Here is a 26,785-nt window from a genome sequence, read left to right on the forward strand (position 1 = left end):
AGGCCGCTCCACCATCGGGGCGGCCTTTTTCGTGGCTTGGTGAATTCCGCAAGTACCGCTAATTTCACTGTATATGCAGCAAGCTACAGGGCGGACATGAAGCAGACAGTTAGATATCTGTATATCGGGCATGACCCGATTTCGGTCTGGTTTCGGTACGCTCTGATCCTGTTCGATGTAGCGACAATCGTTTTCTTTGTCGCAACGGCTCACGTCACTCATGGTCCCGGCTTGGTCCTTGCAAGCCAGTTGATCGGATTTTTGATTTTTTTGGACTTCTCTGCGCGGCTTTGGATTTCAAAGGATCGCTGGAAGCTGCTGCGCCAGATTTATACGCTGGCGGATATTGTCGTCATCGTCTCGCTGGTTCTGGATCCGTTCCTGACGGGCAACCTGGCTTTCCTGAGGATTCTGCGGGCCTTGCGCCTGATCCATTCATACCACCTGCTCAGGGACTTGCGACGCGACAGTACCTTTTTTCGCACCCACGAAGACGCGGTGATTGCGGCAATCAATCTGATGGTTTTTGTCTTTGCCACCTCCACGGCGGTTTTGGTGTTCTTCATTCCGGAAGACGCCCAGACGCCTTACATAGATGCGCTGTATTTCACCATGGCCACCCTGACCACAACCGGGTTCGGTGACATCACGCTGAGCACCCCTTGGGGCAAGCTGTTCTCGGTGTTCATCATGGTCGTGGGTGTCGCGTTGTTTGTCCGTTTGGCGCAGGCGATATTCATGCCGCAGAAGGTACGTCACAAATGCCCAAGCTGCGGGTTGTATCGGCATGATCCCGATGCCGTGCATTGCAAGCATTGCGGTGGAACACTGCGGATCGAAACAGGCGGCGTGTCCTAGATCTGCGCGCTGATGGCAAGCAGAAACGCGATCTCGGCCAGTTGTTGCGATGCCCCAAGTATGTCCCCGGTCTGGCCGCCGATCTTCTTGCGCGCTGTCAGCGCCAAGATGGCAGCAACCGAGGCGGCAGAGAAGATGGCGGTGATCGCCGCACCCCCGCACAGAAAAACGGCGATTGGAGCGGCCAGGCCCAAGGACATGCTGACCGAAATCGCGCCGGGGGTTCCCACCGAATGGCTCAGCCCCGATTTTCTGGCGTTTGGCAGGGATGCCATCAAAACCGGCATCAAGGCGCGTGAGAACATGCAGGCTGCCAGAATCGCCCAAATCGACCCTGTTGCCAAAATCGTGGCAACTGCCGAAACCCGAGCAAGCTGAGAAAAAACCAAAGCGAGAACACCATAGGTTCCGATCTGGCTGTCTTTCATGATTTCAAGTCGACGTTCAGCGGTGAACCCGCCCCAGAGGCCGTCGAACGTATCGGCCATACCGTCCTCGTGCATCGCGCCCGTCGTCATGATCAACGTTGCAACCAACAGGGCCGCGGCAACAAAAGGGGGCAGATGAAAGACCATTGCCAACCATCCGACCAGACAGGCAATCGCTCCGACGGCCAGCCCGGCGACGGGGAAGGCCCATGCCGCCTGTGCCTGCCGCTTGAATACAGGTTCGGGCAATCGGGGCAGGGGCAGGCGGGTCAACAGCACCAGAGCCAGCGGAATGTCCCACAGGGAAAAGGGATTGGTGTCGTTTTTATGCACGCCCGTGCCTTTCGGGGTCTTGTTGGATTCGATGCTTCGGTTAAACACACAGGATCACTCTGATGCAATGAGGCTTTCATGTTGCCTGAACTGAATGATTTGAACGCGTTCCGTGCTGCGCTTGCAGCGGCTCCGGGGCCGGATGCCACCGCGGCACAGGGCGCTGCAGAGCGAAACGGACAACTGACGAAACCCCCAGGCGCGCTGGGGCGACTTGAAGATTTGGCAATCTGGTACGCAGGATGGCGAGGAAATGCCCGGCCACAGATCGCGGCGCCACAGGTCATCGTCTTTGCCGGAAACCACGGAGTCACTGCACAGGGGGTCTCGGCTTTTCCGTCGGAAGTGACCGTGCAAATGGTGATGAACTTCGAACATGGCGGTGCGGCGATCAACCAACTGGCCCGGGCGGCGGGTGCAACGATGGATGTTCACGCGCTGGATCTGGACAACCCGACCGCAGATTTCACCCAGGCACCGGCCATGACGGAGGCCGAATTGCTGGACGCGTTGCGCACTGGCTGGCAGGCCGTGGATCCGCAGGCTGATCTGTTGGTCGTGGGCGAGATGGGCATTGGCAACACCACCCCGGCAGCCGCCATTGCCTGCGCGCTGTTCGGCGGTGACGCGGCCGATTGGACAGGTCGCGGGACGGGCGTCGATGATGCGGGGCTGACCAACAAGACCCGCGTTGTGGCCGAAGGTGTAGCGTTGCACAAGTCAGAGGACGGCCTTGAAATCCTGCGCTGCCTCGGAGGTCGTGAGATCGCGGCGATGGCGGGGGCGATTGCCGCCGCGCGGATATTGCGCATTCCTGTGATCCTGGACGGTTTCATCTGTACCGCTGCCGCTGCCTGCCTGCGAAGGCTGTCGGACACCGCGCTGGATCACGCCGTGGCCGGCCACCAAAGCGCCGAGGCCGCACACGGTGCCGTATTGGCGAAGCTGGGCAAGGAACCGCTGCTGAGCCTTGGTCTTCGGCTGGGTGAAGGCTCGGGCGGGGCACTGGCGATCAATATTCTCAAAAGCGCCGTGGCCTGCCATTCCGGTATGGCAACCTTTGCCGAGGCAGGAGTGTCTGACGGTTGATTCCTTGCCTGACCCGGGCACAGGCTTGGGTCAGGCGGATTTCTTGGCGTGTTTTTCAGCCAGTTCCAGCAGCGCGGTTTCCAGATCCTTTTCCAGCTGCTGTGCACGCTCGATGTATTTCTTGTTTTCGGCCGTTGGCAGACCCGGGACCCATAGTTCGGCGAGATCGCGAACAGACATCCGGTCATGGTGATAAAAGGTCTGTTCCGCCTGTGCGGCCTCGTACTCACTCAGCCCGATATTCTCCAGAACATAGCGGCCTGCGCGCAATGAGCTGTCGAACAGTTCCCGCACGATGTCGTTGGCACCAGCCTGATAGAGCTCGTACACATGAGTCCGGTCGCGGGCGCGTGCGATGATGTGCAGGTCAGGGCGCTGCCGTCTGGCATACCCGACAAGTCGCGTGACTTGTTTGTGGTCATCCATGGCAGCGACAAGGACCGACGCTTTTTCCAATCCCGCAGCACGCAGCAATTCAGGGCGTGTAGGATCGCCCAGAAACCCTTTGACGCCGAAACGGCGCATCAGCTGAATGGTTTCGATGTTGTGGTCCAGCACAACCGTCTTGAACCCGCTGGCCCGCACCAGCCGGTTTACGATCTGCCCGAACCGACCAATCCCGGCGATGATGACGGGGCCTTTTTCGTCAATTTCGTCCGGCACGGGTTCTTTGGAAGTGTCGCCGATCTTTCGCGACAGAAGATCGTAGATGATGAACAGAAGCGGTGTGATCAGCATCGTCAAAGCGATGATCATCAGCAGTTTTTGGGACAGGTCGGGGGGGATGACATTCTGTTGCGTGGAAAATGCCAGCAGAACAAAGCCAAACTCACCCGCTTGCGCCAGCCCCAAGGTGAACAGCCAGTGATCGCGCCCACGCAACTTGAAGGCCTTGCCCACAAGATACAGGATGATCCCTTTTGCAAGGATCAAAAGAAGCGCCAGACCGATCAGGTCAAGGGGATCGTCAAAGAAATAGGCAACATCAATACCGGCACCGACCGTGATGAAGAAAAGCCCAAGCAAAAGCCCTTTGAATGGCTCAAGGTCGCTTTCCATTTCATGTCTGAACTCGGAACTGGCCAGAACCACGCCCGCCAGGAAGGCGCCCAGGGCAGGGGACAGTCCGACGAGGGTCATCAGGAAGGAAATCCCGACCACGATCATAAGCGCCAGGGCGGTATACATCTCGCGCAGGCGGGTCGCGTGGATGAAGCGAAACAGCGGGCGGGTCAGGTAGACACCGGCCAGAATGACAAACACCACTGCCCCGATCGTAACCAGCGTGACGGCCCAACCCGGCAGACCTTCGACCAGAGAAAGGCTGTGATGGTCCGCGCCGTGAAGTTCTCCGGCCCCGCGGTCAATCGAACCATCCGATTCGATATGTGGCATGGCCGGCAAGGCCAGAAGTGGAAGCAAGGCCAAGATCGGAATGACCGCTATGTCCTGCGTCAGCAGCACCGAAAACGTAGCTCGACCGCCATTTGTTCGCATCAGGCCCTTTTCCGAAAGAGTCTGAAGAACGATTGCCGTGGATGACAGCGACAAGGTCAGCCCTACGGCCAGGGCGACCGACCAGGGGTGGTTGGCGTACATTGCCACGGCAGCGATCGCAGCCGTCGACAACGCAACCTGCAACCCGCCCAATCCCAGCAACTTGTCACGCATATCCCACAGGGCGCGCGGTTCCAGTTCCAGACCGATCAGGAACAGCATCATCACCACACCGAATTCGGCAACGTGCTGAAGGTTTTCCGTTTCCGCGCCGACAAGCCCAAGAACAGGACCAATGATGATCCCGGCGGCCAGATACCCCAGAACCGACCCCAGCCCCAGCCGTGCAGACAGGGGAACGGCGATGACTGCCGCTGCCAGATAGATCGAAGCCTGATATAGGAATACGTCCATAGGTGTCCTCTCGGGCCCGTTCAGGTGGGCAGGGGGGCGTCGCGTTTCAGTTGGTCCATTACGATCTGGCTATGGACCCTTGCAACGGCAGGATGCGGCAGGATGACCGAATGTAGCAAGCTGTTGAGCGCGGAAAGATCGTCACAATAGATGTGCAGCAGGTAATCTGCCTCTCCGGTCATCGTCCATGCGCTGGTAATTTCGGGGCGGGTGTCGACCATGCGGGCGAAGCTTGCAGATTGTTCAGGGCCATGAGTCCCCAGATGGACCTGAACAAAGCCTTGCACTTGCAGACCCAGTTTCAGCGGGTCCAGCCGGGCGGCATACCCGGTGATGTACCCTTCGGCCTCAAGCCGCTGGCGGCGGCGTCCTGCCTGACTGGGCGACAGGTTCAGCATTTCGCCCAGTTGGTGCGCGGTCAGGTGTGCGTCCTTTTGCAGGGCGGAAAGCAATCGCTTGTCGGTCGCGTCCAGCATGTGCGGAAAAATCCTGCCTTTATTAACTTTTATGCGCGTTTTGCGCGCCTATCGGCAGTTTACACGAAAACAATGCGCAGAAACAGCGTCATAAAAGTCATATTTTTGAATCAGCAAAGAAATTCCTGTTTTCGAAGGAGACGCGCCATGGGTCCTTTCCCACACAACGCCCCGAAATCTGTTATCAGCGAAGAAAACCCTGCCGGTACCGATGGGTTTGAATTCGTCGAGTTTGCCCATCCTGAACCGCAGGAGCTGCGTGATCTGTTCGCGAAGATGGGGTTTGACCTGGTGGCCCGCCACAAGGAAAAACCCGCCGTCGAGCTGTGGCAGCAAGGGGATGTCACCTATATCCTGAACGCGGATCCCGACAGCTTTGCCGCGAGGTTCGTGGATGAACACGGCCCTTGCGCGCCATCCATGGGGTGGCGCGTTGTTGACGCGCAAAAGGCCTATGACCATGCGGTGTCGAAAGGTGCAGAACCTTACGACGGCGCTGACAAAACCATGAATGTGCCTGCGATCAAGGGCATCGGCGGATCATTGATCTATTTTATCGATCAATATTACGACACATCGCCATACAATCAGGAATTCGAGTGGATCAAAGAATCCAAACCACGGGGTGTGGGTTTCTTCTATCTCGATCACCTGACGCACAACGTCTACAAGGGCAACATGGACAAGTGGTTCAAGTTCTACGGCGACCTGTTCAACTTTCGCGAAATCCGCTTCTTTGACATTCAGGGCAAGTTCACCGGGCTTTTCAGCCGGGCGCTGACATCTCCTTGTGGCCGCATCCGTATTCCGATCAACGAAGATCGTGGTGAAACGGGTCAGATCGTGTCTTACCTGAAGAAATACAAAGGTGAAGGCATTCAGCATATCGCCGTCGGCAGTGACGACATTTACGCCTCGACCGATGCAATTGCGGAAAACGGCCTGAAATTCATGCCGGGCCCGAACAAGGCATATTACGAGATGTCCAAGACCCGTGTGGCCGGCCACGAGGAGCCGTTGGACCGGATGATGAAACACGGCATCCTGATCGATGGTGAAGGCGTTGTCGACGGTGGTGAGACCCGGATTCTGCTACAGATTTTCTCGAAAACCGTCATCGGACCGATCTTCTTCGAGTTCATTCAGCGCAAGGGCGACGACGGTTTCGGCGAGGGAAATTTCCAGGCGCTATTCGAATCCATCGAACGCGAACAGATCGAAAGCGGCGAGATTTCCGCAGCCTGATTGCAACGCACTGACACGCCGGGGGCAGTTCATCTGCCTTCGGCGCTTTTATGTGACGGTTGGTGCGTCAGAAGATCGATTGCCGGTTTTCAGCTGCGCGGCATCGCCAGGGTCACGTTGCGGCCCTTTTTCTGATATCGAAGCTCACTGTCGCTGATCGCGATGACTTTCCCGCCATCAAGGCGGTCTCCGATTTTCAGCTTTTTGTAACGCCCGCTGGGAAGCCGCACCAATGCGCGTCTGTTGGCTGGCGTTCCGTAGACCCCGATCAGGTTCAATCTGCGTAGGTTGATTGCGTTGTCGATCGTGGCTTGTCGCGCAACCGACGCGGTCGAAGGAATTTTGGGCGCGACGGTTTTTGGTTGGAACGATCCTGCTTCATCGGATTTCTGATCTAATGCTGCTGTGGACCCAAGGTTCGAACTGTTTGAAACAGGTGATTTGGCAGGGGCCAATCCGGCAGGGCGGGATTTGGGGCGCGGTACTCTTACGACAGCCAAGGCCGTTGGTGCATCATCGACCTGTGGCTTGGTCTGAAGGCTTTCCGGGCGCGCTTTCGGCCGCTTGGATGCCAATTCCTCCAATGACCGGCCACCCAGTTGACCGCGCTCGAAATTCTCGACCAGATCAGCAGGGCGTGGCTTGGGCCGAATGCCCGCCAATCTGTCGTCGACCTCGTCGACCACCGGTTCTTCTTCGAAACGAACCGGAGTTTCAGGCGGAACCTTGGATGGGCGCCCCAGATAAACAACGATCCCTTCCGGATTCACGGTGCCTTCCGGTGTTGGCACGACCAAGCCGTTCTCATCCAGATCAAACCGAGTGCCGGCAATGTTGGGGGATACGTCGGGTTCAAAAGGAGCGTCGGTGTCAAAACTGGGGTCGGGCGGTAAGGCAACCGCATCCTCGAACAGATCGGCGTTGTCGAGCGATGCCAGATACAATTCCTGCGGTTCAACAGTTTCGGGTATTTCCGGTGCCGCAGGCGCTGTCGTGCTTATGCCCGTAACGGCCTCGACACTTCTTTGCGTCTCGGGGTCCTGAGCGACGGGTTCCACCGCGGTAGGGGCAACTTTGAGGGCCTCCAGAATGGCTGCATCTGTGGCAGTCAGATCCGGCTGCGTGCCGGTCTCGGTTTCTGAGGGCTCGTTCGCAGGTTCTTCGGCGTCATCGGTCGCAAGGTCCGGAACGGTTTGTTGCGGGGCTTCCAGCGCAGCCGTGTCCAGCTCTGGTTCAGGCAGGGGCTCTGCGGCGGGTTCAGTGGCGGGAACCGCAACCTGAGCCGGGCTCTGTTCCGCCTGATCCTGTTCAGGGTCGGACCCCGATGCCAGCCAAACGCCAACAAGCCCACCAACGAGAAGCACAGCGGCAAAGACAGCAATGGCAGACCGGTTTACCCTTGAAGGTGCATCCAGGCTGTTTGCTGTTTCCCGGGGTGCACGGAAAGCCTCGGGCGCGGCGGTGCCGGCAATCGGATGGGTGGGCAGGCCGGAATCATCAGCCTGTTCACCTGCGTCCGTTTCCACCGGAGATGGCTGATTTTCCGGGTGTGACAGATCGGACGCGTCCGAGGTTTCGCGAAACAACGCCTCGCGCGGGAACGCGCCCTCTTTGTCTTCGGCAGTGAACGCCACCACCACAAAGCCATGTTCCGAGGCAAAGGTCCGCGCTTCGGCCAGAGTTTCAACCGCCACGGCAGCAACATAGGTCGTGTCACCTTCGGTGTGACTGTCATAACTCAGTTCCGACAGGGCGTAAGGCGTGGCTTCGGCCAGCGCAGTTTCGATACGTTCCGTCCGGTCTTGCGGTGGCAACCCATCGGTCGAAAGCTTTAGAAACCGAACCTGATCCTCTGGTAGCACGAGCTTGCAGCTCAGATCATTCTCCAGCGCAAATGCCTTTTCCCGCAACGCCTGTATCTGTGCGGACAAGTCCGGAACATCCAGCGGAATCGTACCGATAACAAACCAGTCGTCATCGGAACGGTGGTGCAGTGTTATTCCGGTCGCAGAAAAAGACAGCGCAAAGGCGGGTTTCATATTCCGGAGGAACCATAATTATCAATGTCAATGCAAACGACTTTGCGTTTGCAGACCGACATTAAAGCAGGAACCCGCCGAGGGAAAGAAAAAGGCGGTATCCCCTCTTGTATCGCAAGGGCCCGTCAACCCATCTAAAAGCAGAGTAATTTGGAGTGATAACCTTGAAGACATTCGCTTTTCTGGCCGCGATGATGGCGGCTACGGCTGCCGGGGCCGCTCATGCGGAAGAACGTCGCATCAACGTTGATGCAACCGGAACAGTGCAGATTGCGCCTGATATGGCGACGATAACCTTGGGCGTGACCAACGAAAACGCCGAAGCCTCGACTGCGATGCAGGCGACGTCGGATGCCGTATCCAAAGTCCTGGCGCGTCTGACCGAGATGGGTATCGAAGATCGTGACGTCCAGACACGGGATCTGTCATTGTCCCCCGTCTGGTCGGGTCGTCATGGACAGAATGGGGAGACACCGGAAATTACCGGCTTTACTGCGTCCAATCGCGTGTTTGTGCGTGTGCGCGACCTGACCCAACTGGGGAAAATCATGGACGCGGTCATTCAGGACGGCGCCAATGATTTCGGGGGCTTGAGCTTTGGCGTGCAGGATCCCAAACCGATCGAGGCGCAGGCGCGCGCCAAGGCCGTCGGCGAAGCCACGGCCAAAGCACAGCAGTTGGCAGAGGCAGCGGGTGTGACGCTTGGTCCGGTTCAGTCGATCTCGGAACAAACGGCTGGCATTCGTCCGATGGCAGAAATGCGCGCGCTGAGCATGGCGGATGCGGGGGGTGTTCCCGTCGCGGGAGGCGAGGTCTCGGTTTCCGTCAGTGTCTCGATGGAATTCGAGATTTCAGACTAAGATCACGCTTTCGAACGGGCCATCAGCGGTTTGCGCTGCTGGCCCTTGCCGTCAAAATTGTCGGGCGACAGCCACGCTTCCAATGCATCGCGAATGCGCGGCCATTCGGTGTCGATGATCGCGTACCACGCCGTATCCCGATTGCGGCCCTTGTAATGGGTCGCCTGCCGAAACACCCCTTCGAAAGTAAATCCCAGCCGTTCAGCGGCATTGCGTGACGGTGCATTCAGTGCGTCGCATTTCCACTCGTACCGGCGATAGCCGAGCTCGTCGAAAACCCGCTTCATCATGAGATACATGACCTCGGTCGATTGCGGCTTGCGTTGCAACAGCGGCGAAAAGTGGATGTGGCCCACTTCGATGGCACCCGCTGCGGGTTCGATCCGAAGATAAGAGGCCATGCCCACCGGCACTTCGTCGGCATCCAATACGGTATGAAACATCGGGTCCGCATCCATGCAGTTGGCGCGGGCCCAGTCTTCAAATTCCGGTTCGCTGTCAAACGGGCCATAGGGCAGGTATGTCCAGTTACGGCCATCCCTGTCATTTGCAAACGCCCGAAAAAGCCCAGGCGCATGGCGATTCACATCCAGTGGCACGACAGAACAGTACCGGCCTTCCATCGGTGTATAAGGCGGCGTCGGGCGCGGAAAGTCACCCGACACCGGCAAACCGATGGGCTGGTCAAGGTCGTTTGTGTCGTGCCCGGCCATTGTCAGGCGCTGGCTTTGGCGAGGGCCTGATCAAGGTCCGCGATCAGGTCATTCACGTCTTCGATGCCGATAGACACTCGCACGACACCGGGGCCCGCGCCCGCGGCTTCCTGTTGTTCCGGCGTCAGTTGTCGGTGGGTGGTCGAAGCCGAGTGGATGATCAACGAGCGGGCATCGCCCAAATTGGCCACGTGGCTGAAGATTTCCAGCGCGTTGACCAGTTTGATACAGGCGTCATAGCCGCCCTTCACCGCAAAGGTGAACAATGCACCTGCGCCACGTGGATACTGCGATTTGACCCGATCCTTGTACGGTGATGACGGCAATCCCGCATAGGTGACGTATTCCACCCGGTCATCCGCTTCCAGCCACGCTGCGATTTTCTGGGCGTTCTCCACGTGGCGCTCCATCCGTAGCGACAATGTTTCGATCCCCATCAGCGTGTAATGAGCTGCCTGCGGGTTCATGGTCATGCCCAGATCACGCAGACCGATGGCGATACCGTGGAAGGTGAAGGCCAGCGGGCCAAAGGTCTCGTGGAACTTCAGGCCGTGATAGGCAGGCTCGGGTTCGCTCAGTGACGGGAATTTGTCATTCGCGGACCAGTCGAACTTGCCAGAATCCACGATGCACCCGCCTGTGACGGTGCCGTTGCCGGTCAGGTACTTGGTGGTAGAATGCACAACCAGCGTCGCGCCGTGCTCGATCGGACGGCACAGGTAGGGCGTGGCCGAGGTGTTGTCGACAATCAGCGGAATGCCCGCTGCATCAGCAACATCCGCCAACGCACGGATATCAGACACATAACCGCCCGGATTGGCGATGGATTCGCAGAACACGGCGCGGGTGTTTTCGTCGATGGCATCCTTTACGGCGTCCAGATCATCGGTATCCACGAATTTGGCGGACCAGCCAAAGCGTTTGATCGTCTGGCTGAACTGCGTGACCGTGCCGCCATACAAACGGGTCGAGGCGACCACGTTGCAGCCGGGCCCCATCAGCGGGAACAGCGCCATGATCTGCGCCGCATGCCCGGACGAGCAGCACACCGCCCCGACGCCGCCTTCAAGCGTCGCCACGCGTTCCTGCAGAACGGCGACGGTTGGGTTGGTCAGGCGGGAATAGATAAAGCCCACCTCTTGCAGGTTGAACAGGGCCGCTGCGTGGTCCGCATCCCGGAACACATAGGCGGTCGTCTGATAAATCGGTGTCTGGCGTGCTCCGGTCGCCGGGTCGGGGCGGGCACCCGCATGAATTTGCAATGTGTCGAAACCGTAGGTCGGGCCGTCAGACATCGTGAATATCTCCTGTTGGTATCTGTCTTGCGGAATCTGTAGGCCATTGCCCGCCTGCGCACAACGATCCTGTCAGCGCAGCCAGAGTCCTTTGCTTTTGATCGCGTTGCGCAGTGCCTGTTCCCGCCGCGGCAGATTGTCCTGATCAAAGAGCGCACGGATTTTTTCGCCTTTGCCCTGAAGAACCAGCTTTTTCAACGGATCATACTGTTTGAGCACTTTTTTGACCTTGTTGGGGGCCACGACGGTTTCCAGCACATCGATCACGTGATCGCTTTCGCGGGCATAAAGCAAAGGGAACAGGCGATAGTGGCAGCTGACGGACCCGTCCAAAAGCCCGTCAGGCAATGCATCCCGACCGCCGCCAAAAGAATGAATGACCAGCGGCAGGGCTGCCTGATCCAGCCATGGATCAAGGTTCTGGCCCGTCAGTTCGGGAATGTTTTCATCCCGGATCGTTCTTGCGTAGTCCAGGAACCGTTCACCGAACATTCTGGGGCATTTGTAAAAGAAGCAACCCGCGTTGAAGTAAAGGTATCGCCGCCAGTAACCATCGGGTTGGTCCGGATCCACCGAGCTTTCGAAATCCAGCCCGAAGCGGGCATAGAGCGCCCGCCAGATACCGTCAAAGCCGGGGCCGTACAGCGTCGGCTTTGGCCACGTGCCCTCGACCTTCAGTGAGGCTCCGGGGCGGTCGAAATCGAACGGAACGCTTGTGATGTCGCCGGTGATCAGCGTGTCCGTATCGAAGAACACAAAGGGTTCACCTTGCGGCAGGGCCAACAAAGCCTCGATCTTGTTGCCATAAGGGTAACTTTCGCCGAAAACATGCGAGTCGAAGGGCAGGATTTCGGCATCCAACTGTTTCAGGGCTTTCAGAACGTCTTCGTCCTGGATGCCGGGGTTGTTGGACCAGCGCGGGCCCGGGTTGGGTGTGGCGACAAACAGCCGGCCTTTGAACCCAGGCGAGCAGTGGCGAAGCGAGGCCGCGAACAACAGGGCCTCATATTGCAGACGGTTGTTTTGCCCGACAACCGCTATGTTGAATTTCCGAGAACTTGCCTGCATCTATGCCCATTCCTGAAAGCTGCCGGAACCGGCACCCTTTAATCCGGATTACAGCAAGCGGGGTGGGGCGTCAAAAGCCGAAAGTTTGATTTCTTTTAGTCTATGGCATTCCTCTCATCGCGCCGAGGAAGGGTTGAGCAAGGTTCTTTTGCGGATTTTCCGAGGTTGGCCCGGTTCATGTCGAAAGGTGCAATCGGCAGCGCGCCATGCTCACCGAACCTTGTATGCCAATCCTCGCACAACCCTTTCCTGGGCAAATCCTGCCTTCGGGCCCAGTGATTCAACGCGGTTCGTGATCAATCCCTAAGCAAAGTGCCCAAAAACACGGTTGTTTTTGCAGCGCTTTTCATTTTTTGACCATTTGGCAAATTTTACCAATTGATAAAAAAATTATTTGTGGCAAGCTGAGAGCATAACAAACATATCTACAGGGAGTAGAGTGATGGCACAGGGCCAGATGGCACCCGGTATCGTAGCCGGGCGGCTTTCAAGCGATGAGCTGACCTCGAATTTCACCGATCTGCATCCGCCGCTTGCCCAGCATGAGGCCGCAGTAGCCGCAGATCGCTGTTATTTCTGCTATGACGCGCCATGCGTGACGGCCTGTCCAACGGATATCGATATCCCGTTGTTCATTCGCCAGATTCAAGCCGGTCAACCGCAATCAGCAGGGCGAACGATTCTGGAACAGAATATTCTGGGCGGAATGTGCGCTCGGGTCTGTCCAACCGAAACGCTGTGCGAAGAGGCCTGCGTTCGCGAGGCCGCCGAAGGCAAACCGGTTGAGATCGGGCGCCTGCAACGTTTCGCCACCGATGAAATCATGGCCTCGGGTGTGCATCCGTTTGAACGTGCGCCTTCGACCGGCAAGACGGTTGCCGTTGTGGGGGCCGGGCCTGCGGGTCTGGCCTGTGCCCACCGGCTGGCGATGCTGGGCCATGACGTGGTGATCCACGAAAGCAAGCCCAAACCCGGCGGCCTGAATGAATATGGTATCGCGGCCTATAAATCGACCAACGATTTTGCACAGGCCGAGGTGGACTGGCTGCTGAAAATCGGAGGGATTGCAATCGAGACCGGTTCGATTTTGGGCGAAAGCATCTCGTTGGATGGGCTGGTCGAAAACTACGACGCAGTGTTTCTGTCCATCGGTCTTGCCGGTGTCAACGCCTTGCGTGCAGGCGGCGTCGACAAGGACGGTGTGCGGGCCGCGGTCGATTTCATATCGGACGTGCGGCAGGCCAGCGACCTTGCCGATCTGCCCGTTGGACGGAATGTGGTTGTCATCGGCGGGGGCATGACAGCTGTGGATGCCGCCGTGAAATCCAAGCTTCTGGGCGCCGAAAACGTCACGATTGCCTATCGCCGCGGCCGGGATGCCATGGGGGCCAGCCGGTACGAGCAGGACCTGGCAGCGTCGCATGGCGTTCGGATCATGGCCAATGTTCAGCCGGTGGCCATCCACGGCAATGGCGCCGCGACCGAGATCGAGCTGGAATATACATCCAGCCAGAACGGTCAGCTGATCGGAACCGGAGAAACGATCCGCTTGCCGGCCGATCAGGTTCTCAAGGCCATCGGACAGACCTTGGAGGGCGCACCCGAAGGCCTGACGCTGGATGGCAACAAGATCGCCATCAGCGGCGCTGGCCGAACCTCCTTGGCTGGTGTCTGGGCTGGTGGTGACTGCGCTGCGGGCGGCGAAGATCTGACCGTAACGGCCGTTGCCGAAGGTCGGGACGCGGCGATGGACATCCACGCGATGCTCGTTTCGTGATAGGGTGGGGTATTCACCCCATTCCTTTCGCTGCTGAGGTATTCCCATGTCCCAGATCGAACAAGCCGTTGCTCAACACTATACCACCGGTGCACTGACCGAACGCGTCCGCGCGGCGCTGGAGGCCAGCGGCATCGACCCGGATGCGGCCACGGTCGCTGATCTGAAGGCGGGGGATGAATTCCATACGGGCGGCGTTCTTGCGACCGACAACCTGTTTGCGCAGCTTTCCCCGACCCATGCGACACGCGTTCTGGATATCGGATGCGGCATCGGAGGCACATCCCGGTACATAGTGGACAAATATGACTCAACGGTAACAGGGGTCGACCTGACGCCCGAGTTCGTGGAAACCGCAACTGCGCTCAGCGATCTGGTCGGGCATTCCGAAAAGACAAGCTTTCACGTTGGCAGTGCTCTGGACATGCCTGTGCCGGATGCCGGGTTCGACCTTGCCGTCATGATGCATGTGGGCATGAATATCGAAGACAAAGCGGGGCTGTTCGCTGAAGTTTCACGCGTACTGGCCACCGGTGGCACATTTGCCCTGTTCGACGTCATGGGCGGAGAGGTGGATGAGCCGCTGGCTTTTCCGCTTCCCTGGTCCACTTTTCCAGAAACCTCCTTTGTTCACGCGCCAGAGGTATACAAAGACGCCGCGGCCGCGGCTGGTCTTGAGCTGGTTGCCGAAACAGACCGCACCGCGTTTGCGATCCAGTTCTTCGAAGATGTGTTTGCCAAGATAGCCGAGACCGGACCAGCGCCGCTGGGAATCCACCTGATGATGGGGGAAACGGCGCCCGAAAAGTTCCAAAACTACGTCAAAAACCTCAAGGCCGGGCGTATTCGCCCGACCGAAATGATATTCAAAAAATCCGGCTGAGCCGGGAAGGGAGAAGCCATGGCCGATCTGACGACAAACTTTCTGGGCATTTCCAGCCCCAACCCGTTCTGGCTGGCCTCTGCGCCGCCGACGGACAAGGAATACAATGTGCGCCGCGCCTTCGAAGCCGGGTGGGGCGGCGTTGTCTGGAAAACGCTTGGCGCCGAAGGACCACCGGTCGTAAACGTGAATGGCCCGCGCTATGGCGCAATCTACGGGGCCGACCGCCGTTTGCTGGGCCTGAACAATATCGAACTGATCACGGATCGTCCTCTCGAGGTGAACCTCGAGGAAATGGCGCGGGTCAAATCCGATTACCCGGATCGCGCCTTGATCGCGTCGATCATGGTTCCGTGCGAGGAAGAAGCATGGAAGGCCATTCTGCCACGCGTGGCAGAAACCGGTGCGGACGGGATCGAGCTGAACTTCGGCTGCCCTCATGGGATGAGCGAACGCGGCATGGGCTCGGCCGTGGGGCAGGTTCCGGAATATATCGAGATGGTCACGCGCTGGTGCAAACAGTATTACGACCGTCCGGTCATCGTTAAGCTTACGCCGAACATCACTGACATCCGCAAACCGGCTGCGGCAGCCAGAAACGGTGGCGCGGATGCGGTGTCGCTGATCAACACCATCAATTCGATCACCAGCGTCAATCTGGACACGTTCAGCCCTGAACCGTCCATTGACGGCAAAGGCAGCCACGGTGGGTATTGCGGCCCCGCCGTCAAGCCCATTGCATTGTCGATGGTGTCCGAGATCGCGCGGGCCGAGGCGACACGAGGCCTGCCGATTTCCGGCATCGGCGGCGTCACCACTTGGCGTGACGCGGCCGAGTTCATCTCGCTGGGTTGCGGCAACGTTCAGGTGTGCACCGCTGCGATGACCTATGGTTTCAAGATCATCGACGAACTGACGGCAGGGCTGTCGGAATGGATGGATGAGAAAGGCTATTCCAGCATTGATGAAGTGATCGGACGTGCGGTGCCCAATGTCACCGACTGGCAGTATCTGAACCTCAACTACGTCGCCAAGGCGAAGATCGATCAGGATCAGTGCATCAAGTGTGGCCGGTGTTATGCAGCCTGCGAAGACACCAGCCACCAGGCGATTTCCATGTCCGAGGACCGCGTGTTTGAGGTGATGGATGACGAATGCGTCGCCTGCAACCTCTGCGTCGATGTTTGTCCGATCGAAGGCTGCATCGATATGGTGCCGATGGCAGCGGGCGAGGTAGATCCCCGGACCGGAAAAGAAGTTCAGCCAACCTATGCGAACTGGACGACGCATCCGAACAACCCGATGGCCAAGGCGGCCGAATGAGGGGATTGCGACAGATCGTCAAGGGGCCGTTTTTGCGGCCCCTTTTTTCAGGGGCTCAGAAGTTTGCGGTACAACGTGTCAACAAAGGCTTCTGCGCCCTCGAACGGATCTTCGTTGCCCAGAATTGCACGAACCTGAACATCGAAATCTGCATAGTGCTGCGTCAGGGCCCAGATCGAAAACACCAGGTGGTAGGGGTGCACCCGCGCGATTTTTCCCTGATCCATCCAGCCGGTAAGGATCGTGACCTTTTCGTCGACCAGTGTCTTGAGATCATTGGACAATGCATCGTGAATACGCGGCGCGCCCTGTACAAGCTCGTTGGCAAAAAGGCGGCTTTCCCGTGGTAGCTCCTGACTCATCTGCAACTTGCGCCGAATGTATGCCAGGATTTCCTCCATCGGATCGCCATTGGCGTCCAGATCATGCAGCGGAGCCAGCCAGGTATCCAGCAGGCCGGACAGCAATTCAGTATGGATCGCTTCTTTTGATGGGAAATAGTACAGCAGGTTCGGCTTGCTCAGACCTGCTTCTGCCGCGATCTGGTCTACGGTTGCGCCGCGAAACCCGTGGGCTGAAAACACGTTCAGAGCGGCCTCTAGAATCGCGGCGCGGTTCTTTTTCTGAATACGGGTTGGTGCGCGGTCTTTTGGCATGTTTTCAGCGTGTCTCTTTTTTCGTCGAACAGGTGCGGGGCGTACTGAAAATTTCAGCTGAACCGCGCAAATTCTTGACTGATACCGAACCCGTGATAGCGTGAGTTTGACCATATGGTCAAATCAAGACATCAAAAGCGAGCCAACTCGCCAGCAAACAGGGAAGATGAACATGGCAGCTCCGGCGCAGAATCTCAGGATCAATGGCGACAGGTTGTGGGACAGCCTGATGGAGATGGCCAAGATCGGCCCGGGTGTCGCTGGTGGCAACAATCGCCAGACCTTGACGGATGAGGACGCGGAAGGCCGCGCCTTGTTCCAGAAATGGTGCGAGGAAGCAGGGTGCACCATGGGGCTTGACCAGATGGGCAACATGTTTGCCCGCCGCGAAGGCACCGACCCGGACGCGCTGCCGGTTTACGTGGGATCGCATCTGGATACGCAGCCGACAGGCGGTAAGTTTGACGGCGTGCTAGGTGTCCTGGGAGGGCTGGAACTGATCCGGACGCTGAACGACCTGGGGATCAAGACGAAACATCCGATCGTCGCCACCAACTGGACAAACGAAGAAGGCACGCGTTACGCGCCGGCGATGCTGTCCTCGGGCGTATTTGCCGGGATGCATACGCAAGACTGGGCATACAACCGCGAAGATGCTGAGGGCAAAAAGTTCGGGGATGAGCTGAACCGGATCGGCTGGCGTGGTGATGAAGAGGTGGGCGCCCGCAAGATGCATGCGTTCTTTGAGCTGCATATCGAACAGGGGCCGATCCTTGAAGCCGAGGGCAAGGATATCGGCGTCGTCACCCATGGTCAGGGGCTGAGCTGGACGCAGATCACGGTAACGGGCAAGGACGCGCATACCGGATCGACACCGATGCCGATGCGCAAGAATGCCGGGCTGGCCATGGCGCGGATCCTGGAGAAGGTGGACGAGATCGCATGGTCACATGCTCCGCATGCGGTGGGCGCGGCGGGGCATATCGATGTCTACCCGAACTCACGCAATGTGATCCCGGGCAAGGTGGTGTTTACGGTCGATTTCCGCTCGCCCGAGCTGGAGGTGATCACCGACATGGAAAACCGCCTGCGGGTGGCTGCCGAGGACATCGTTGACGAGATGGGCCTTCAGATCGAATTCGAGAAAGTCGGCGGGTTCGATCCGGTGAAATTTGACGATGCTTGCGTATCGGCCGTGCGAAACGCGGCCGAACGGCTGGGCTATTCGCACACTGATATCATCTCGGGCGCGGGGCATGATGCCTGCTGGATCAACCGGGTTGCGCCGACCGCGATGATCATGTGCCCCTGTGTTGACGGGCTGAGCCACAATGAAGCCGAAGAAATCAGCAAGGAATGGGCCGCAGCCGGGGCGGATGTTCTGCTGCATGCCGTGGTCGAGACTGCCGAAATCGTGGAATAGGGGGCGCTGCCCCCGTCGCCCCGAGGGCGACTCCCCCGGGATATTTTTGGCCAGATGAAGCAAGCGGCGCAGACCGCATCAGGGAGTTCAAAATGAGTACTGTCATCAAAAACGGAACCGTTGTCACCGCGGATTTGACTTACAAGGCGGATGTATTGGTCGAGGGCGGCGTGATCACCGAAATCGGTATGAACCTGACGGGGGACAAGGAACTGGACGCAACCGGCTGTTTTGTGATGCCGGGCGGGATTGATCCTCATACCCATCTCGAAATGCCGTTCATGGGCACCTATTCCAGTGATGACTTTGAAAGCGGGACGCGGGCGGCCCTGGCCGGCGGCACCACCATGGTTGTCGATTTTGCACTGCCCAATCCGGGTGAAAGCCTGCTGGATGCGCTGAAACGTTGGGACAACAAGTCGACGCGGGCGAATTGTGATTATTCGTTCCATATGGCGGTGACCTGGTGGGGGGAACAGGTGTTCGACGACATCAAAACCGTGATCGAGACGCGCGGCATCAACACCTTCAAGCATTTCATGGCCTACAAGGGCGCGCTGATGGTGAATGATGATGAGCTGTTCGCCTCGTTCAAGCGTCTTGCCGAGCTTGGCGGTACCGCGCTGGTACATGCCGAGAACGGGGATGTGGTGGCAGAGTTGAGTGCCAAGCTGCTTGCCGAAGGCAATACCGGCCCCGAAGCACATGCGTATTCGCGCCCGCCGCAGGTGGAAGGCGAAGCCACCAACCGGGCGATCATGATCGCGGATATGGCGGGTGTGCCGCTTTATGTTGTACACACCTCGTGCGAAGAGGCGCATGAAGCCATCCGCCGGGCAAAAATGCAGGGCAAGCGAGTGTGGGGAGAACCCCTGATCCAGCACCTGACATTGGACGAAAGTGAATATTTCAATCAGGATTGGGACCACGCGGCGCGACGGGTCATGAGTCCTCCGTTCCGCAACAAACAGCATCAGGAAAGCCTGTGGAATGGCCTGCAATCTGGAACGCTGAGCGTGGTTGCAACCGATCATTGCGCCTTTACAACCGAACAGAAACGCTTTGGCGTCGGGGATTTCACCAAGATCCCGAACGGCACCGGCGGGCTGGAAGACCGGATGCCGATGTTGTGGACACATGGGGTCAATACTGGGCGTCTGACACCGAATGAATTTGTGGCTGTTACTTCAACAAACATTGCCAAGATATTGAATTGCTATCCTAAAAAGGGTGCGGTTCTGGTCGGGGCGGATGCTGATCTTGTTGTTTGGGATCCTGAGAAAAGCAAAACGATCAGCGCCGCGTCGCAGCAATCTTCGATTGATTACAATGTGTTCGAGGGCAAAGAGGTCAAAGGTCTGCCGCGCTTTACCCTGACGCGGGGTCAGGTGGCGGTGCATGACGGTGAAATCCGGACGCAGGAAGGTCATGGAGACTTTGTCGCGCGTGAGGCGAATACCACCGTCAACAAGGCGCTGAGCACCTGGAAACAGCTGACCGCCCCGCGCCCGGTAGAGCGGTCGGGCATCCCGGCGACGGGGGTGTGAGTGCCGTTTTTCCGCGCTGTATTGGGGTATCTGGTTGCGGTCTTCGTGGGGACGGTGTTGCTGCTTCTCTTGATCGAATCACAGACAGAAAACGGCATGGGTTGGCGGGCAGTCATGTCTCTCGTGCCGTTGTATTGGCTGTTCGGTCTCATCTTCACGGTCCTGCCAGCGTTTGCACTGCGGTTGACTGCGGTGATCTTTCACCTTTTTCATCCGAAAACAGCTGCGGTTTTTGGCGCATTGACGGGTGTGGCGGTGTACCTTTTGGTCAGCACCGAAAACATGACAGGACGACCTTTGGTGGTCGATTTGCATGACCTACTGCTGTTTAGCGTTGCAGGAGCGATTGCTGGGTTGGTTTGGCTTTGGGTCGAAAGATTGGGGACTAATAAAGAATGATAACGAGCGCGCCGGTAATTGAGGCAAAGAACCTCGACCTGACCTTCCAAACCAATGACGGACCCGTGCACGCCCTCAAGGACGTGAATCTGGCGATCGACAAGGGCGAATTCGTCAGTTTCATCGGCCCTTCGGGCTGCGGCAAGACGACCTTTCTGCGCTGTGTCGCTGCGCTGGAAACGCCTACGGGCGGCACGCTGACCGTCAACGGCATGACCCCGGACGAGGCTCGCCGGAACCGGGCCTATGGCTATGTGTTCCAGGCGGCGGGCCTGTACCCGTGGCGGACCATCGCTAAGAACATCAAACTGCCGCTCGAGATCATGGGATACTCGGCGCAGGAGCAGGAAGAACGTGTAAAGAACGTTCTAGAACTTGTTGATCTTGAAGGATTTGGTGGAAAGTTCCCCTGGCAGCTGTCGGGTGGGATGCAGCAACGGGCCAGCATCGCCCGGGCGCTGGCCTTCGACGCCGATATCCTTTTGATGGACGAGCCTTTCGGCGCGCTGGACGAGATCGTGCGCGATCACCTGAACGAACAGCTTCTGGCGCTGTGGGCGCGAACCGGCAAGACGATCGGCTTCGTCACCCATTCGATACCCGAGGCGGTTTATCTGAGCACAAAGATCGTGGTGATGAGCCCACGGCCCGGGCGGATCGCCGATGTGATTGACAGCCCGCTGCCCAAGGAACGGCCGCTGGACATTCGCGACACCCCGGAATTCATCGAGGTCGCGCATCGCGTGCGCGAAGGTTTGCGGGGTGGGCATTCCAATGACGGCTGAGCTGAATGCGGATAAGATCCGGCGCGCGGCGCCAGACGATGTGCCTGCCTGCGCCAGGGTTGTTCATGACTGGGCCACGCAAACGGACTGGATGCCCGACGAACTTCCTGTCGACGAGCTGGCAAAGCTGATCAGTGACGCATTCGACAGCCGCGAAATGTGGGTCGCAGGTGATCCGGTCGATTGCTACATGTCAGTGGACCCGGCACAGAATAAAATCGGCGCGCTGTATTGCAGCCGGACGGGGCAGGGTATCGGCAAGCGCCTTGTCGACAAAGCAAAAGAGGGCCGAAATTTTCTCTGGCTGACGACGCACCGGCCCAATACGGCGGCGCAACGTTTTTATCGCCGTGAAGGGTTTGAAGTGACGGCCGAGGAACCCCCTGTGCCGCCGGATACCGTGCCCGTCTATCGGATGGAGTGGCGTGCATGAAGCAGGTCACCGCCGTATTCACCGTCATCGCCGCAATTGTTCTGTTCTGGTACGTGGCCTGTATTCCGATGAACATAAAGGGCGTGTTGACCGAACAGGAACGCGCGGGGGCCGTCGTGCAGCCGCCATCCGCCAAGGACCGGCGGGACATGTCCGAGGTTGGTCTTGTTTTGAACAACACATTCGCCATCCCGGCCACGTGGGAACAGGACAGGCCTCGTTTGCCGGCCCCGCATCAGGTCGCCGTGGAAATGTGGGAAACGACGGTCCAGAAAAAGATCACTTCGAAACGGTCGCTGATCTATCATGGCTGGGTCACGCTCAGCGCGACGATGCTTGGGTTTGCGATTGGCACCGGCCTAGGGATCCTTCTGGCCGTGGGTATCGTGCATAGCCGCGTGATGGATCTGTCGGTCATGCCATGGGCCATTGTCAGTCAAACCATTCCGATCATCGCGCTGGCGCCGATGATCATTGTGGTGCTGTATTCCGTTGGTATCCAGGGCATCATTCCCAAGGCGATCATATCGGCTTATCTGAGTTTCTTTCCGGTTGTCGTCGGCATGGTCAAGGGCCTGCGCAGCCCCGATGCGATGCAGCTGGACTTGTTGCGGACGTATAACGCCAGCCGGTCTCAGGGCTTTTGGAAATTGCGCCTGCCGGCATCCATGCCGTATCTATTCACCTCGCTGAAAATCGGGATCGCCGCGTCGCTGGTCGGCGCCATTGTTGGTGAGCTTCCGACAGGGGCTGTTGCCGGTCTGGGCGCGCGGTTGCTTGCCGGCAGCTATTACGGTCAGACGGTACAGATCTGGTCGGCTCTGTTCGCGGCTGCCATTCTGGCGGCGTGCCTGGTCGGGTTGCTGGGGCTGATTGAACGGGCCGTATTGAAACGGATGGGGATGGCGCAATGATACTGGTTTTGTGTGCTGTCCTGCTTTGGCTTTTGGGCTGGTGGTTGAATAGCCGGTTGGCCAGCGGGCCTTATGTCGACACCCGAATGGTGCGGTTTCTGGCCCCGCTGATCTTTGGCCTGACGGTCATCGGGATCTGGGAGCTTCTGGTGCGCGGGCTAGAGGTTCCGCTTGTTATCCTGCCAGCGCCGTCGGTGATTGCGGTACGGTTTGCGGACAGCCTTCCGATCCTGTGGGCTGACTTTGTGCAGACCATCATTAAGGGCGCGTTTAGCGGCTATGTCATCGGGTGCATCGCTGCCTTTCTGATGGCGATTGCGGTGGATCGCTGGGATTTCCTGCGCCTGGGCCTGTTGCCGGTCGGCAATTTCGTGGCCGCCCTGCCGATTGTCGGAACCGCCCCCATTCTGGTGATGTGGTTTGGGTTCGACTGGCACTCCAAGGCGGCGGTGGTGGTTGTGATGGTGTTCTTTCCGATGCTCGTCAACACCGTGGCGGGCCTGCGGGAAGCCACCTCGATGCAGCGCGATCTGATGGAGACCTATGCCGCAACCTATTGGCAGAGCTTCATGAAACTGCGTTTGCCCGCAGCGATGCCTTTCATTTTCAACGGGTTGAAGATTTCCACCACTTTGGCTCTGATCGGCGCTATCGTGGCCGAGTTCTTCGGTTCACCGACACTTGGTATGGGGTTCCGGATCTCTACCAGTGTCGGGCAATTGTCGCTGGACATGGTCTGGGCCGAAATCGTTGTTGCGGCACTGGCCGGCACGGCCTTTTATGGGCTGGTTGCGGGGATCGAAAAAGTGGTGACCTTCTGGCACCCGTCACAGCGCGGATAAGACAAAGAAATCAACAGACCCCGAAATTGGGGCACAACAAGCAACTAGGAGAAATGAAGATGAACAAGCTACTCAGCGGGGCGGTTGCCGCCTTTAGCCTGGCAGCCAGTGCGGCGCTGGCGGCGGATGAGGTGACATTGCAACTGAAATGGGTCACGCAAGCACAGTTCGCGGGCTATTATGTTGCCAAGGACAAGGGCTTTTACGAAGAAGAGGGGCTGGACGTCACCATTCTGCCCGGCGGGCCTGACATCGCTCCGACGCAAGTGATTGCAGGCGGTGGCGCCGATGTGACCGTCGAATGGATGCCTGCCGCGCTGGCTGCCCGTGAAAAAGGGCTGCCGCTGGTGAACATCGCGCAACCGTTCAAAAGCTCGGGCATGATGCTGACCTGCTGGAAAGACGCCGGGATCTCGTCGCCCGAAGACCTCAAGAACCGCACGCTGGGTGTCTGGTTCTTTGGCAACGAGTTTCCCTTCATGAGCTGGATGAGCCAGTTGGGCATCAGCACCGATGGCAAAAGCGAAAACGGAGTGGAAGTTCTGAAGCAGGGCTTCAACGTCGACCCGTTGCTTCAGCGTCAGGCGGATTGCATCAGCACCATGACCTACAATGAATACTGGCAGGTCATCGATGCCGGTGTCAGCCCGGATGAGCTGGTGACCTTCAAATACGAAGACCAGGGCGTGGCAACGCTGGAAGACGGTCTCTATGTGCTGGAAGAGAACCTGAGCGACGCGGCTTTCGCCGACAAGATGGAGCGGTTTGTTCGCGCGTCGATGAAGGGATGGAAATATGCCGAGGAGAACCCGGACGAAGCGGCGGAAATCGTTCTGGAAAACGATGCAACCGGTGCCCAGACGGAAGAGCACCAAAAGCGTATGATGGGTGAGATCGCCAAGTTGACCGCAGGGTCGAACGGCGCGCTGGACCCGGCTGATTTCGACCGCACCGTCAACACATTGCTGGCAGGCGGGTCTGATCCGGTTATTACCAAAAAGCCCGAAGGGGCCTGGACACATCAGATCACCGATGCTGCACTGAATTGATCTCAGCCTTTCCTTAGGGAATTGAAGCGCGGTCCCAAGCGGGGCCGCGTTTTTCATTCTAAATGCCGGATATGTGTCTGTACTCGACCTGAAATCAGAGTAGTATTTACCTGTAAACGAACGCATTTCATACGAAATGTGAAGTCAATGGGAAGAAATGCAGGGATTTGCATCAGAATTCAGTTCTGCAATCGCGCTGATCTTTGAGGGAGACTCAGAGCTGTGGGCGATTGTGCTGTTGTCCCTGAAAGTATCCGTGTTTGCGGTTCTGATTTCTGCCCTGATCGGCATGCCCGTCGGTGCCGCCCTGGCTGTGGCCAGGTTTCCGGGGCGGCGGATGCTGATCGTTCTGATGAATGCCCTGATGGGGTTCCCGCCCGTGGTCGTGGGGCTGCTGGTCTATCTGATGCTGTCCCGTTCCGGCCCGTTGGGTGTGCTAGAGCTTTTGTATACCCCGACGGCCATGATCATTGCGCAGGTCGTGTTGGTCACTCCCATTATCGCGGCATTGACCAGGCAGGTGGTCGAAATGCTGGCCGAGGAATATTCTGAACAGCTGCGATCACTGGGCGTGTCGCGGCTGGCATCGGTTCCCGTGCTTCTCTGGGATGCGCGGCTGGCACTGGTGACGGCCTTGCTTGCGGGGTTTGGGCGCGCCATTGCCGAGGTCGGCGCGGTGATCATCGTGGGCGGCAACATCAATCATGTGACGCGCGTGATGACGACGACGATCGCGTTGGAGACGTCGAAGGGAAATCTGGCGCTGGCTCTGGCGCTGGGGGCAATCCTGATTGGGATCGCGGTGGCCGTGAACGCGATGGTCAGCGCGGTCAGCCTGCGGGCCGAACGGGAAGGGGTACGTCATGCGTGACCTGTTCTGCGACGCGGTGAATTGCCTGAAAGTCGAGAACCTGCAAATCCGAAGTAACGGCAAGGCGTTGTTGGACGTCTCGTCATTGGTTCTGGATGGGCCGGGGCCAACCTTGATTCTTGGCCCCAACGGTGCAGGCAAAAGCCTGTTGCTGCGCTGCCTGCACGGTTTGATCACGCCGGATCGGGGGCAGGTCGTGCAAGGTGGAAAACCGCTGGGCGCGGCACAGAAAGCCCGCCAGGCGATGGTGTTTCAGAAACCGGTTCTGCTGCGTCGATCAGTTGCGGCAAACCTTGACTTCGTTCTCAAGCGTCAAGGCATGGGGCGAAGGGCCCGTAAGGCCCGTATCGCCGAATTGCTGGCCGAAGGCGGGCTGGACGGCAAGGCCAGACAACCCGCGCGGTCATTGTCCGGGGGAGAAGCGCAGCGATTGGCGATTCTCCGTGCGCTGGCGCTGGACCCCGAGACCTTGTTTCTGGACGAGCCCACCAGCGCCTTGGATCCAAGCGCGACCCAGATGATCGAACGAATGATATTGCGGGCATCGGCTCGGGCCGTGCGGATCGTAATGGTGACGCATGATATCGGTCAGGCACGTCGTTTGGCCTCGGACATGGTCATGATGCAGGGCGGGCATGTCGTGGAACATGGTGTGGCAAAACAGGTTTTGGATTCACCCGAAAGCGATGCGTCGCGCCGCTATTTGGCGGGCGGATTGGTTACTTGAAACTGAGAAAGCGGAGAGAGTGATGTTCCGAAAAGCAATTCGGGCAGCGGCGGTGGCTTTGGGCCTGTTGACCAGCGCGGTTTCGGCGGAAGAGCCGTTTATTGTGGTGCAGTCGACCACGTCCACACAGAACTCGGGACTGTTGGAATACATCCTTCCGTGGTTCGAAGCCGATTCAGGTATCGATGTTCGTGTCGTGGCGGTTGGAACCGGTCAGGCCATTCGCAACGCCATCAACGGGGACGGGGATGTTCTTTTGGTTCACTCCAAACCGGCCGAGGAGAAATTTGTTGCTGACGGTTGGGGCGTAGAGCGGAAGGATCTGATGTACAATGATTTCGTTCTGGTCGGCCCCAAGTCTGACCCTGCCGGAATTCGCGGCGGCACCGATGTGTTGGCCGCGCTGTCGAAAATCGCCGAGGCCGAAGCGCCGTTTGCATCACGCGGTGACGACAGCGGAACACACAAGGCTGAACTGGGCTATTGGTCCGCGGCCGGGCTGGACCCTACCGAAGCTTCGGGTACGTGGTATCGCGAGACCGGATCTGGTATGGGGGCGACGCTGAACGTGGCCAGTGGAATGGATGCCTATACGCTGACGGATCGGGCCACGTGGCTGTCTTTTGGGAACCGCGGAAATCTTGAGGTATTGGTCGAAGGGGATCCGCGCCTGTTCAATCAATACGGCGTGATTCTTGTAAACCCTGACAAGCACGCGCATGTGCGGGCGACGGCCGGCCAGCGTTTCATCGACTGGCTGACGGGGCCGGACGGGCAGGAGGCGATTGCGTCGTTCAGGCTGGACGGGCAGCAGGTGTTCTTTCCGAACGCCGACTAAGCC

The 26,785-nt window shown here is 58.4% G+C and carries 26 protein-coding genes; 18 read left to right on the forward strand and 8 right to left on the reverse strand.

Annotation, left to right across the window (positions count from 1 at the left end; genetic code table 11):
• The first annotated feature begins 96 nt into the window (after nucleotides 1-96).
• A complete protein-coding gene (locus tag ACR0E2_RS01395; RefSeq protein ID WP_171228546.1) occupies nucleotides 97-858 on the forward strand; it encodes an ion channel in 762 nt (253 codons plus the stop codon).
• Here the strand turns inward: ACR0E2_RS01395 and cobS are convergent.
• On the reverse strand, nucleotides 855-1,619 hold the full coding sequence (gene cobS, locus ACR0E2_RS01400) for an adenosylcobinamide-GDP ribazoletransferase (RefSeq protein WP_171228547.1): 765 nt from the start codon (nucleotides 1,617-1,619) through the stop codon (nucleotides 855-857). The genes ACR0E2_RS01395 and cobS overlap by 4 nt on opposite strands.
• 78 nt (nucleotides 1,620-1,697) lie before the next feature.
• On the opposite strand from cobS, the gene cobT reads away from it, so the two are divergent.
• Nucleotides 1,698-2,708, forward strand: a complete 1,011-nt coding sequence (cobT, locus tag ACR0E2_RS01405; protein ID WP_480444838.1) for a nicotinate-nucleotide--dimethylbenzimidazole phosphoribosyltransferase — start codon at nucleotides 1,698-1,700, stop codon at nucleotides 2,706-2,708.
• A 30-nt stretch (nucleotides 2,709-2,738) separates the two neighbouring features.
• Here cobT and ACR0E2_RS01410 read toward each other — a convergent pair whose 3' ends face one another.
• Together ACR0E2_RS01410 and ACR0E2_RS01415 are read right to left on the reverse strand one after the other, a co-directional pair.
• Nucleotides 2,739-4,619: a monovalent cation:proton antiporter-2 (CPA2) family protein gene (locus tag ACR0E2_RS01410; RefSeq protein WP_480444839.1), complete on the reverse strand. Its 1,881-nt coding sequence runs from the start codon at nucleotides 4,617-4,619 to the stop codon at nucleotides 2,739-2,741.
• Nucleotides 4,620-4,639: 20 nt separating this feature from the next.
• Complete coding sequence (locus ACR0E2_RS01415) at nucleotides 4,640-5,095, reverse strand: Lrp/AsnC family transcriptional regulator (RefSeq protein ID WP_152457686.1); 456 nt, start codon at nucleotides 5,093-5,095, stop codon at nucleotides 4,640-4,642.
• A 147-nt stretch (nucleotides 5,096-5,242) separates the two neighbouring features.
• On the opposite strand from ACR0E2_RS01415, the gene hppD reads away from it, so the two are divergent.
• Entirely contained in the window at nucleotides 5,243-6,340 is a 1,098-nt protein-coding gene (gene hppD / locus ACR0E2_RS01420; protein ID WP_480444841.1) for a 4-hydroxyphenylpyruvate dioxygenase, read from the forward strand.
• 89 nt (nucleotides 6,341-6,429) lie between these two features.
• Here hppD and ACR0E2_RS01425 read toward each other — a convergent pair whose 3' ends face one another.
• Entirely contained in the window at nucleotides 6,430-8,379 is a 1,950-nt protein-coding gene (locus ACR0E2_RS01425) for a hypothetical protein (RefSeq protein ID WP_480444842.1), read from the reverse strand.
• 155 nt (nucleotides 8,380-8,534) lie between these two features.
• Between ACR0E2_RS01425 and ACR0E2_RS01430 the strand changes: the two genes are divergently transcribed.
• Entirely contained in the window at nucleotides 8,535-9,239 is a 705-nt protein-coding gene (locus tag ACR0E2_RS01430) for an SIMPL domain-containing protein (RefSeq protein ID WP_480444844.1), read from the forward strand.
• A gap of 2 nt (nucleotides 9,240-9,241) precedes the next feature.
• Here the strand turns inward: ACR0E2_RS01430 and ACR0E2_RS01435 are convergent, their stop codons facing one another.
• From ACR0E2_RS01435 to ACR0E2_RS01445, 3 genes are all read right to left on the reverse strand, one after another.
• Nucleotides 9,242-9,952 carry a GNAT family N-acetyltransferase gene (locus ACR0E2_RS01435; RefSeq protein WP_480444846.1) on the reverse strand — a complete coding sequence of 237 codons (711 nt, stop codon included), beginning with the start codon at nucleotides 9,950-9,952 and terminating at the stop codon, nucleotides 9,242-9,244.
• Nucleotides 9,953-9,954: 2 nt separating this feature from the next.
• A complete protein-coding gene (locus ACR0E2_RS01440) occupies nucleotides 9,955-11,247 on the reverse strand; it encodes an O-acetylhomoserine aminocarboxypropyltransferase/cysteine synthase family protein (protein WP_152457691.1) in 1,293 nt (430 codons plus the stop codon).
• Nucleotides 11,248-11,319: 72 nt separating this feature from the next.
• Nucleotides 11,320-12,315 carry a hypothetical protein gene (locus tag ACR0E2_RS01445; protein WP_480444847.1) on the reverse strand — a complete coding sequence of 332 codons (996 nt, stop codon included), beginning with the start codon at nucleotides 12,313-12,315 and terminating at the stop codon, nucleotides 11,320-11,322.
• Nucleotides 12,316-12,757: 442 nt separating this feature from the next.
• On the opposite strand from ACR0E2_RS01445, the gene ACR0E2_RS01450 reads away from it, so the two are divergent.
• Genes ACR0E2_RS01450 through preA form a run of 3 tightly spaced genes read left to right on the forward strand, consistent with a single transcriptional unit; the run spans nucleotide 12,758 to nucleotide 16,298 of the window.
• The gene (locus ACR0E2_RS01450) at nucleotides 12,758-14,092 is read left to right on the forward strand and encodes an NAD(P)-dependent oxidoreductase (protein WP_480444849.1); all 1,335 of its coding nucleotides are present in this window, start codon (nucleotides 12,758-12,760) and stop codon (nucleotides 14,090-14,092) included.
• Nucleotides 14,093-14,138: 46 nt separating this feature from the next.
• Entirely contained in the window at nucleotides 14,139-14,975 is an 837-nt protein-coding gene (locus ACR0E2_RS01455; RefSeq protein WP_480444851.1) for a methyltransferase domain-containing protein, read from the forward strand.
• 18 nt (nucleotides 14,976-14,993) lie between these two features.
• Nucleotides 14,994-16,298 (forward strand): NAD-dependent dihydropyrimidine dehydrogenase subunit PreA, encoded by a 1,305-nt coding sequence (gene preA, locus ACR0E2_RS01460; RefSeq protein WP_171228556.1) that lies wholly within the window; start codon nucleotides 14,994-14,996, stop codon nucleotides 16,296-16,298.
• A gap of 47 nt (nucleotides 16,299-16,345) precedes the next feature.
• On the opposite strand, the gene ACR0E2_RS01465 is transcribed toward preA, so the two are convergent.
• Nucleotides 16,346-16,954: a TetR family transcriptional regulator C-terminal domain-containing protein gene (locus tag ACR0E2_RS01465; protein WP_171633089.1), complete on the reverse strand. Its 609-nt coding sequence runs from the start codon at nucleotides 16,952-16,954 to the stop codon at nucleotides 16,346-16,348.
• Between the two features lie 172 nt (nucleotides 16,955-17,126).
• Here ACR0E2_RS01465 and ACR0E2_RS01470 point away from each other — a divergent pair, with 172 nt between their 5' ends.
• From ACR0E2_RS01470 to ACR0E2_RS01520, 11 genes are all read left to right on the forward strand, one after another.
• Nucleotides 17,127-18,377 (forward strand): Zn-dependent hydrolase, encoded by a 1,251-nt coding sequence (locus ACR0E2_RS01470; protein ID WP_152457697.1) that lies wholly within the window; start codon nucleotides 17,127-17,129, stop codon nucleotides 18,375-18,377.
• A gap of 92 nt (nucleotides 18,378-18,469) precedes the next feature.
• Nucleotides 18,470-19,924 carry a dihydropyrimidinase gene (hydA, locus tag ACR0E2_RS01475; protein ID WP_480444853.1) on the forward strand — a complete coding sequence of 485 codons (1,455 nt, stop codon included), beginning with the start codon at nucleotides 18,470-18,472 and terminating at the stop codon, nucleotides 19,922-19,924.
• Nucleotides 19,925-20,323, forward strand: a complete 399-nt coding sequence (locus ACR0E2_RS01480; RefSeq protein WP_480444855.1) for a hypothetical protein — start codon at nucleotides 19,925-19,927, stop codon at nucleotides 20,321-20,323.
• Nucleotides 20,320-21,108, forward strand: a complete 789-nt coding sequence (locus ACR0E2_RS01485) for an ABC transporter ATP-binding protein (RefSeq protein ID WP_480444857.1) — start codon at nucleotides 20,320-20,322, stop codon at nucleotides 21,106-21,108. The genes ACR0E2_RS01480 and ACR0E2_RS01485 overlap by 4 nt, the downstream gene beginning before the upstream one ends.
• Nucleotides 21,098-21,541, forward strand: a complete 444-nt coding sequence (locus ACR0E2_RS01490; RefSeq protein WP_245217983.1) for a GNAT family N-acetyltransferase — start codon at nucleotides 21,098-21,100, stop codon at nucleotides 21,539-21,541. The genes ACR0E2_RS01485 and ACR0E2_RS01490 overlap by 11 nt, the downstream gene beginning before the upstream one ends.
• Nucleotides 21,538-22,455 (forward strand): ABC transporter permease, encoded by a 918-nt coding sequence (locus tag ACR0E2_RS01495; protein WP_480444858.1) that lies wholly within the window; start codon nucleotides 21,538-21,540, stop codon nucleotides 22,453-22,455. Before ACR0E2_RS01490 ends, ACR0E2_RS01495 begins: the two co-directional genes overlap by 4 nt.
• Entirely contained in the window at nucleotides 22,452-23,297 is an 846-nt protein-coding gene (locus ACR0E2_RS01500; RefSeq protein ID WP_480444860.1) for an ABC transporter permease, read from the forward strand. The genes ACR0E2_RS01495 and ACR0E2_RS01500 overlap by 4 nt, the downstream gene beginning before the upstream one ends.
• 59 nt (nucleotides 23,298-23,356) lie before the next feature.
• Complete coding sequence (locus ACR0E2_RS01505) at nucleotides 23,357-24,346, forward strand: ABC transporter substrate-binding protein (protein ID WP_152457702.1); 990 nt, start codon at nucleotides 23,357-23,359, stop codon at nucleotides 24,344-24,346.
• 157 nt (nucleotides 24,347-24,503) lie between these two features.
• The gene (locus ACR0E2_RS01510; RefSeq protein WP_152457703.1) at nucleotides 24,504-25,217 is read left to right on the forward strand and encodes an ABC transporter permease; all 714 of its coding nucleotides are present in this window, start codon (nucleotides 24,504-24,506) and stop codon (nucleotides 25,215-25,217) included.
• A complete protein-coding gene (locus ACR0E2_RS01515) occupies nucleotides 25,210-25,944 on the forward strand; it encodes an ATP-binding cassette domain-containing protein (RefSeq protein WP_480444861.1) in 735 nt (244 codons plus the stop codon). Before ACR0E2_RS01510 ends, ACR0E2_RS01515 begins: the two co-directional genes overlap by 8 nt.
• 22 nt (nucleotides 25,945-25,966) lie before the next feature.
• A complete protein-coding gene (locus tag ACR0E2_RS01520) occupies nucleotides 25,967-26,782 on the forward strand; it encodes an ABC transporter substrate-binding protein (RefSeq protein WP_480444863.1) in 816 nt (271 codons plus the stop codon).
• Nucleotides 26,783-26,785 lie beyond the last annotated feature (3 nt).

This window comes from Ruegeria sp. A4, from assembly GCF_056543025.1.

Excerpts from the sequence above, each read along its gene's own strand:
- ACR0E2_RS01395 (WP_171228546.1), top strand. The coding sequence starts at position 97 with ATGAAGCAGACAGTTAGATATCTGTATATCGGGCATGACCCGATTTCG.
- cobT (WP_480444838.1), top strand. The coding sequence starts at position 1,698 with ATGTTGCCTGAACTGAATGATTTGAACGCGTTCCGTGCTGCGCTTGCA.
- ACR0E2_RS01410 (WP_480444839.1), bottom strand. The coding sequence starts at position 4,619 with ATGGACGTATTCCTATATCAGGCTTCGATCTATCTGGCAGCGGCAGTC.
- ACR0E2_RS01415 (WP_152457686.1), bottom strand. The coding sequence starts at position 5,095 with ATGCTGGACGCGACCGACAAGCGATTGCTTTCCGCCCTGCAAAAGGAC.
- hppD (WP_480444841.1), top strand. The coding sequence starts at position 5,243 with ATGGGTCCTTTCCCACACAACGCCCCGAAATCTGTTATCAGCGAAGAA.
- ACR0E2_RS01425 (WP_480444842.1), bottom strand. The coding sequence starts at position 8,379 with ATGAAACCCGCCTTTGCGCTGTCTTTTTCTGCGACCGGAATAACACTG.
- ACR0E2_RS01435 (WP_480444846.1), bottom strand. The coding sequence starts at position 9,952 with ATGGCCGGGCACGACACAAACGACCTTGACCAGCCCATCGGTTTGCCG.
- ACR0E2_RS01440 (WP_152457691.1), bottom strand. The coding sequence starts at position 11,247 with ATGTCTGACGGCCCGACCTACGGTTTCGACACATTGCAAATTCATGCG.
- ACR0E2_RS01445 (WP_480444847.1), bottom strand. The coding sequence starts at position 12,315 with ATGCAGGCAAGTTCTCGGAAATTCAACATAGCGGTTGTCGGGCAAAAC.
- ACR0E2_RS01450 (WP_480444849.1), top strand. The coding sequence starts at position 12,758 with ATGGCACAGGGCCAGATGGCACCCGGTATCGTAGCCGGGCGGCTTTCA.
- ACR0E2_RS01455 (WP_480444851.1), top strand. The coding sequence starts at position 14,139 with ATGTCCCAGATCGAACAAGCCGTTGCTCAACACTATACCACCGGTGCA.
- preA (WP_171228556.1), top strand. The coding sequence starts at position 14,994 with ATGGCCGATCTGACGACAAACTTTCTGGGCATTTCCAGCCCCAACCCG.
- ACR0E2_RS01465 (WP_171633089.1), bottom strand. The coding sequence starts at position 16,954 with ATGCCAAAAGACCGCGCACCAACCCGTATTCAGAAAAAGAACCGCGCC.
- ACR0E2_RS01470 (WP_152457697.1), top strand. The coding sequence starts at position 17,127 with ATGGCAGCTCCGGCGCAGAATCTCAGGATCAATGGCGACAGGTTGTGG.
- hydA (WP_480444853.1), top strand. The coding sequence starts at position 18,470 with ATGAGTACTGTCATCAAAAACGGAACCGTTGTCACCGCGGATTTGACT.
- ACR0E2_RS01485 (WP_480444857.1), top strand. The coding sequence starts at position 20,320 with ATGATAACGAGCGCGCCGGTAATTGAGGCAAAGAACCTCGACCTGACC.
- ACR0E2_RS01490 (WP_245217983.1), top strand. The coding sequence starts at position 21,098 with ATGACGGCTGAGCTGAATGCGGATAAGATCCGGCGCGCGGCGCCAGAC.
- ACR0E2_RS01495 (WP_480444858.1), top strand. The coding sequence starts at position 21,538 with ATGAAGCAGGTCACCGCCGTATTCACCGTCATCGCCGCAATTGTTCTG.
- ACR0E2_RS01500 (WP_480444860.1), top strand. The coding sequence starts at position 22,452 with ATGATACTGGTTTTGTGTGCTGTCCTGCTTTGGCTTTTGGGCTGGTGG.
- ACR0E2_RS01505 (WP_152457702.1), top strand. The coding sequence starts at position 23,357 with ATGAACAAGCTACTCAGCGGGGCGGTTGCCGCCTTTAGCCTGGCAGCC.
- ACR0E2_RS01510 (WP_152457703.1), top strand. The coding sequence starts at position 24,504 with ATGCAGGGATTTGCATCAGAATTCAGTTCTGCAATCGCGCTGATCTTT.
- ACR0E2_RS01515 (WP_480444861.1), top strand. The coding sequence starts at position 25,210 with ATGCGTGACCTGTTCTGCGACGCGGTGAATTGCCTGAAAGTCGAGAAC.
- ACR0E2_RS01520 (WP_480444863.1), top strand. The coding sequence starts at position 25,967 with ATGTTCCGAAAAGCAATTCGGGCAGCGGCGGTGGCTTTGGGCCTGTTG.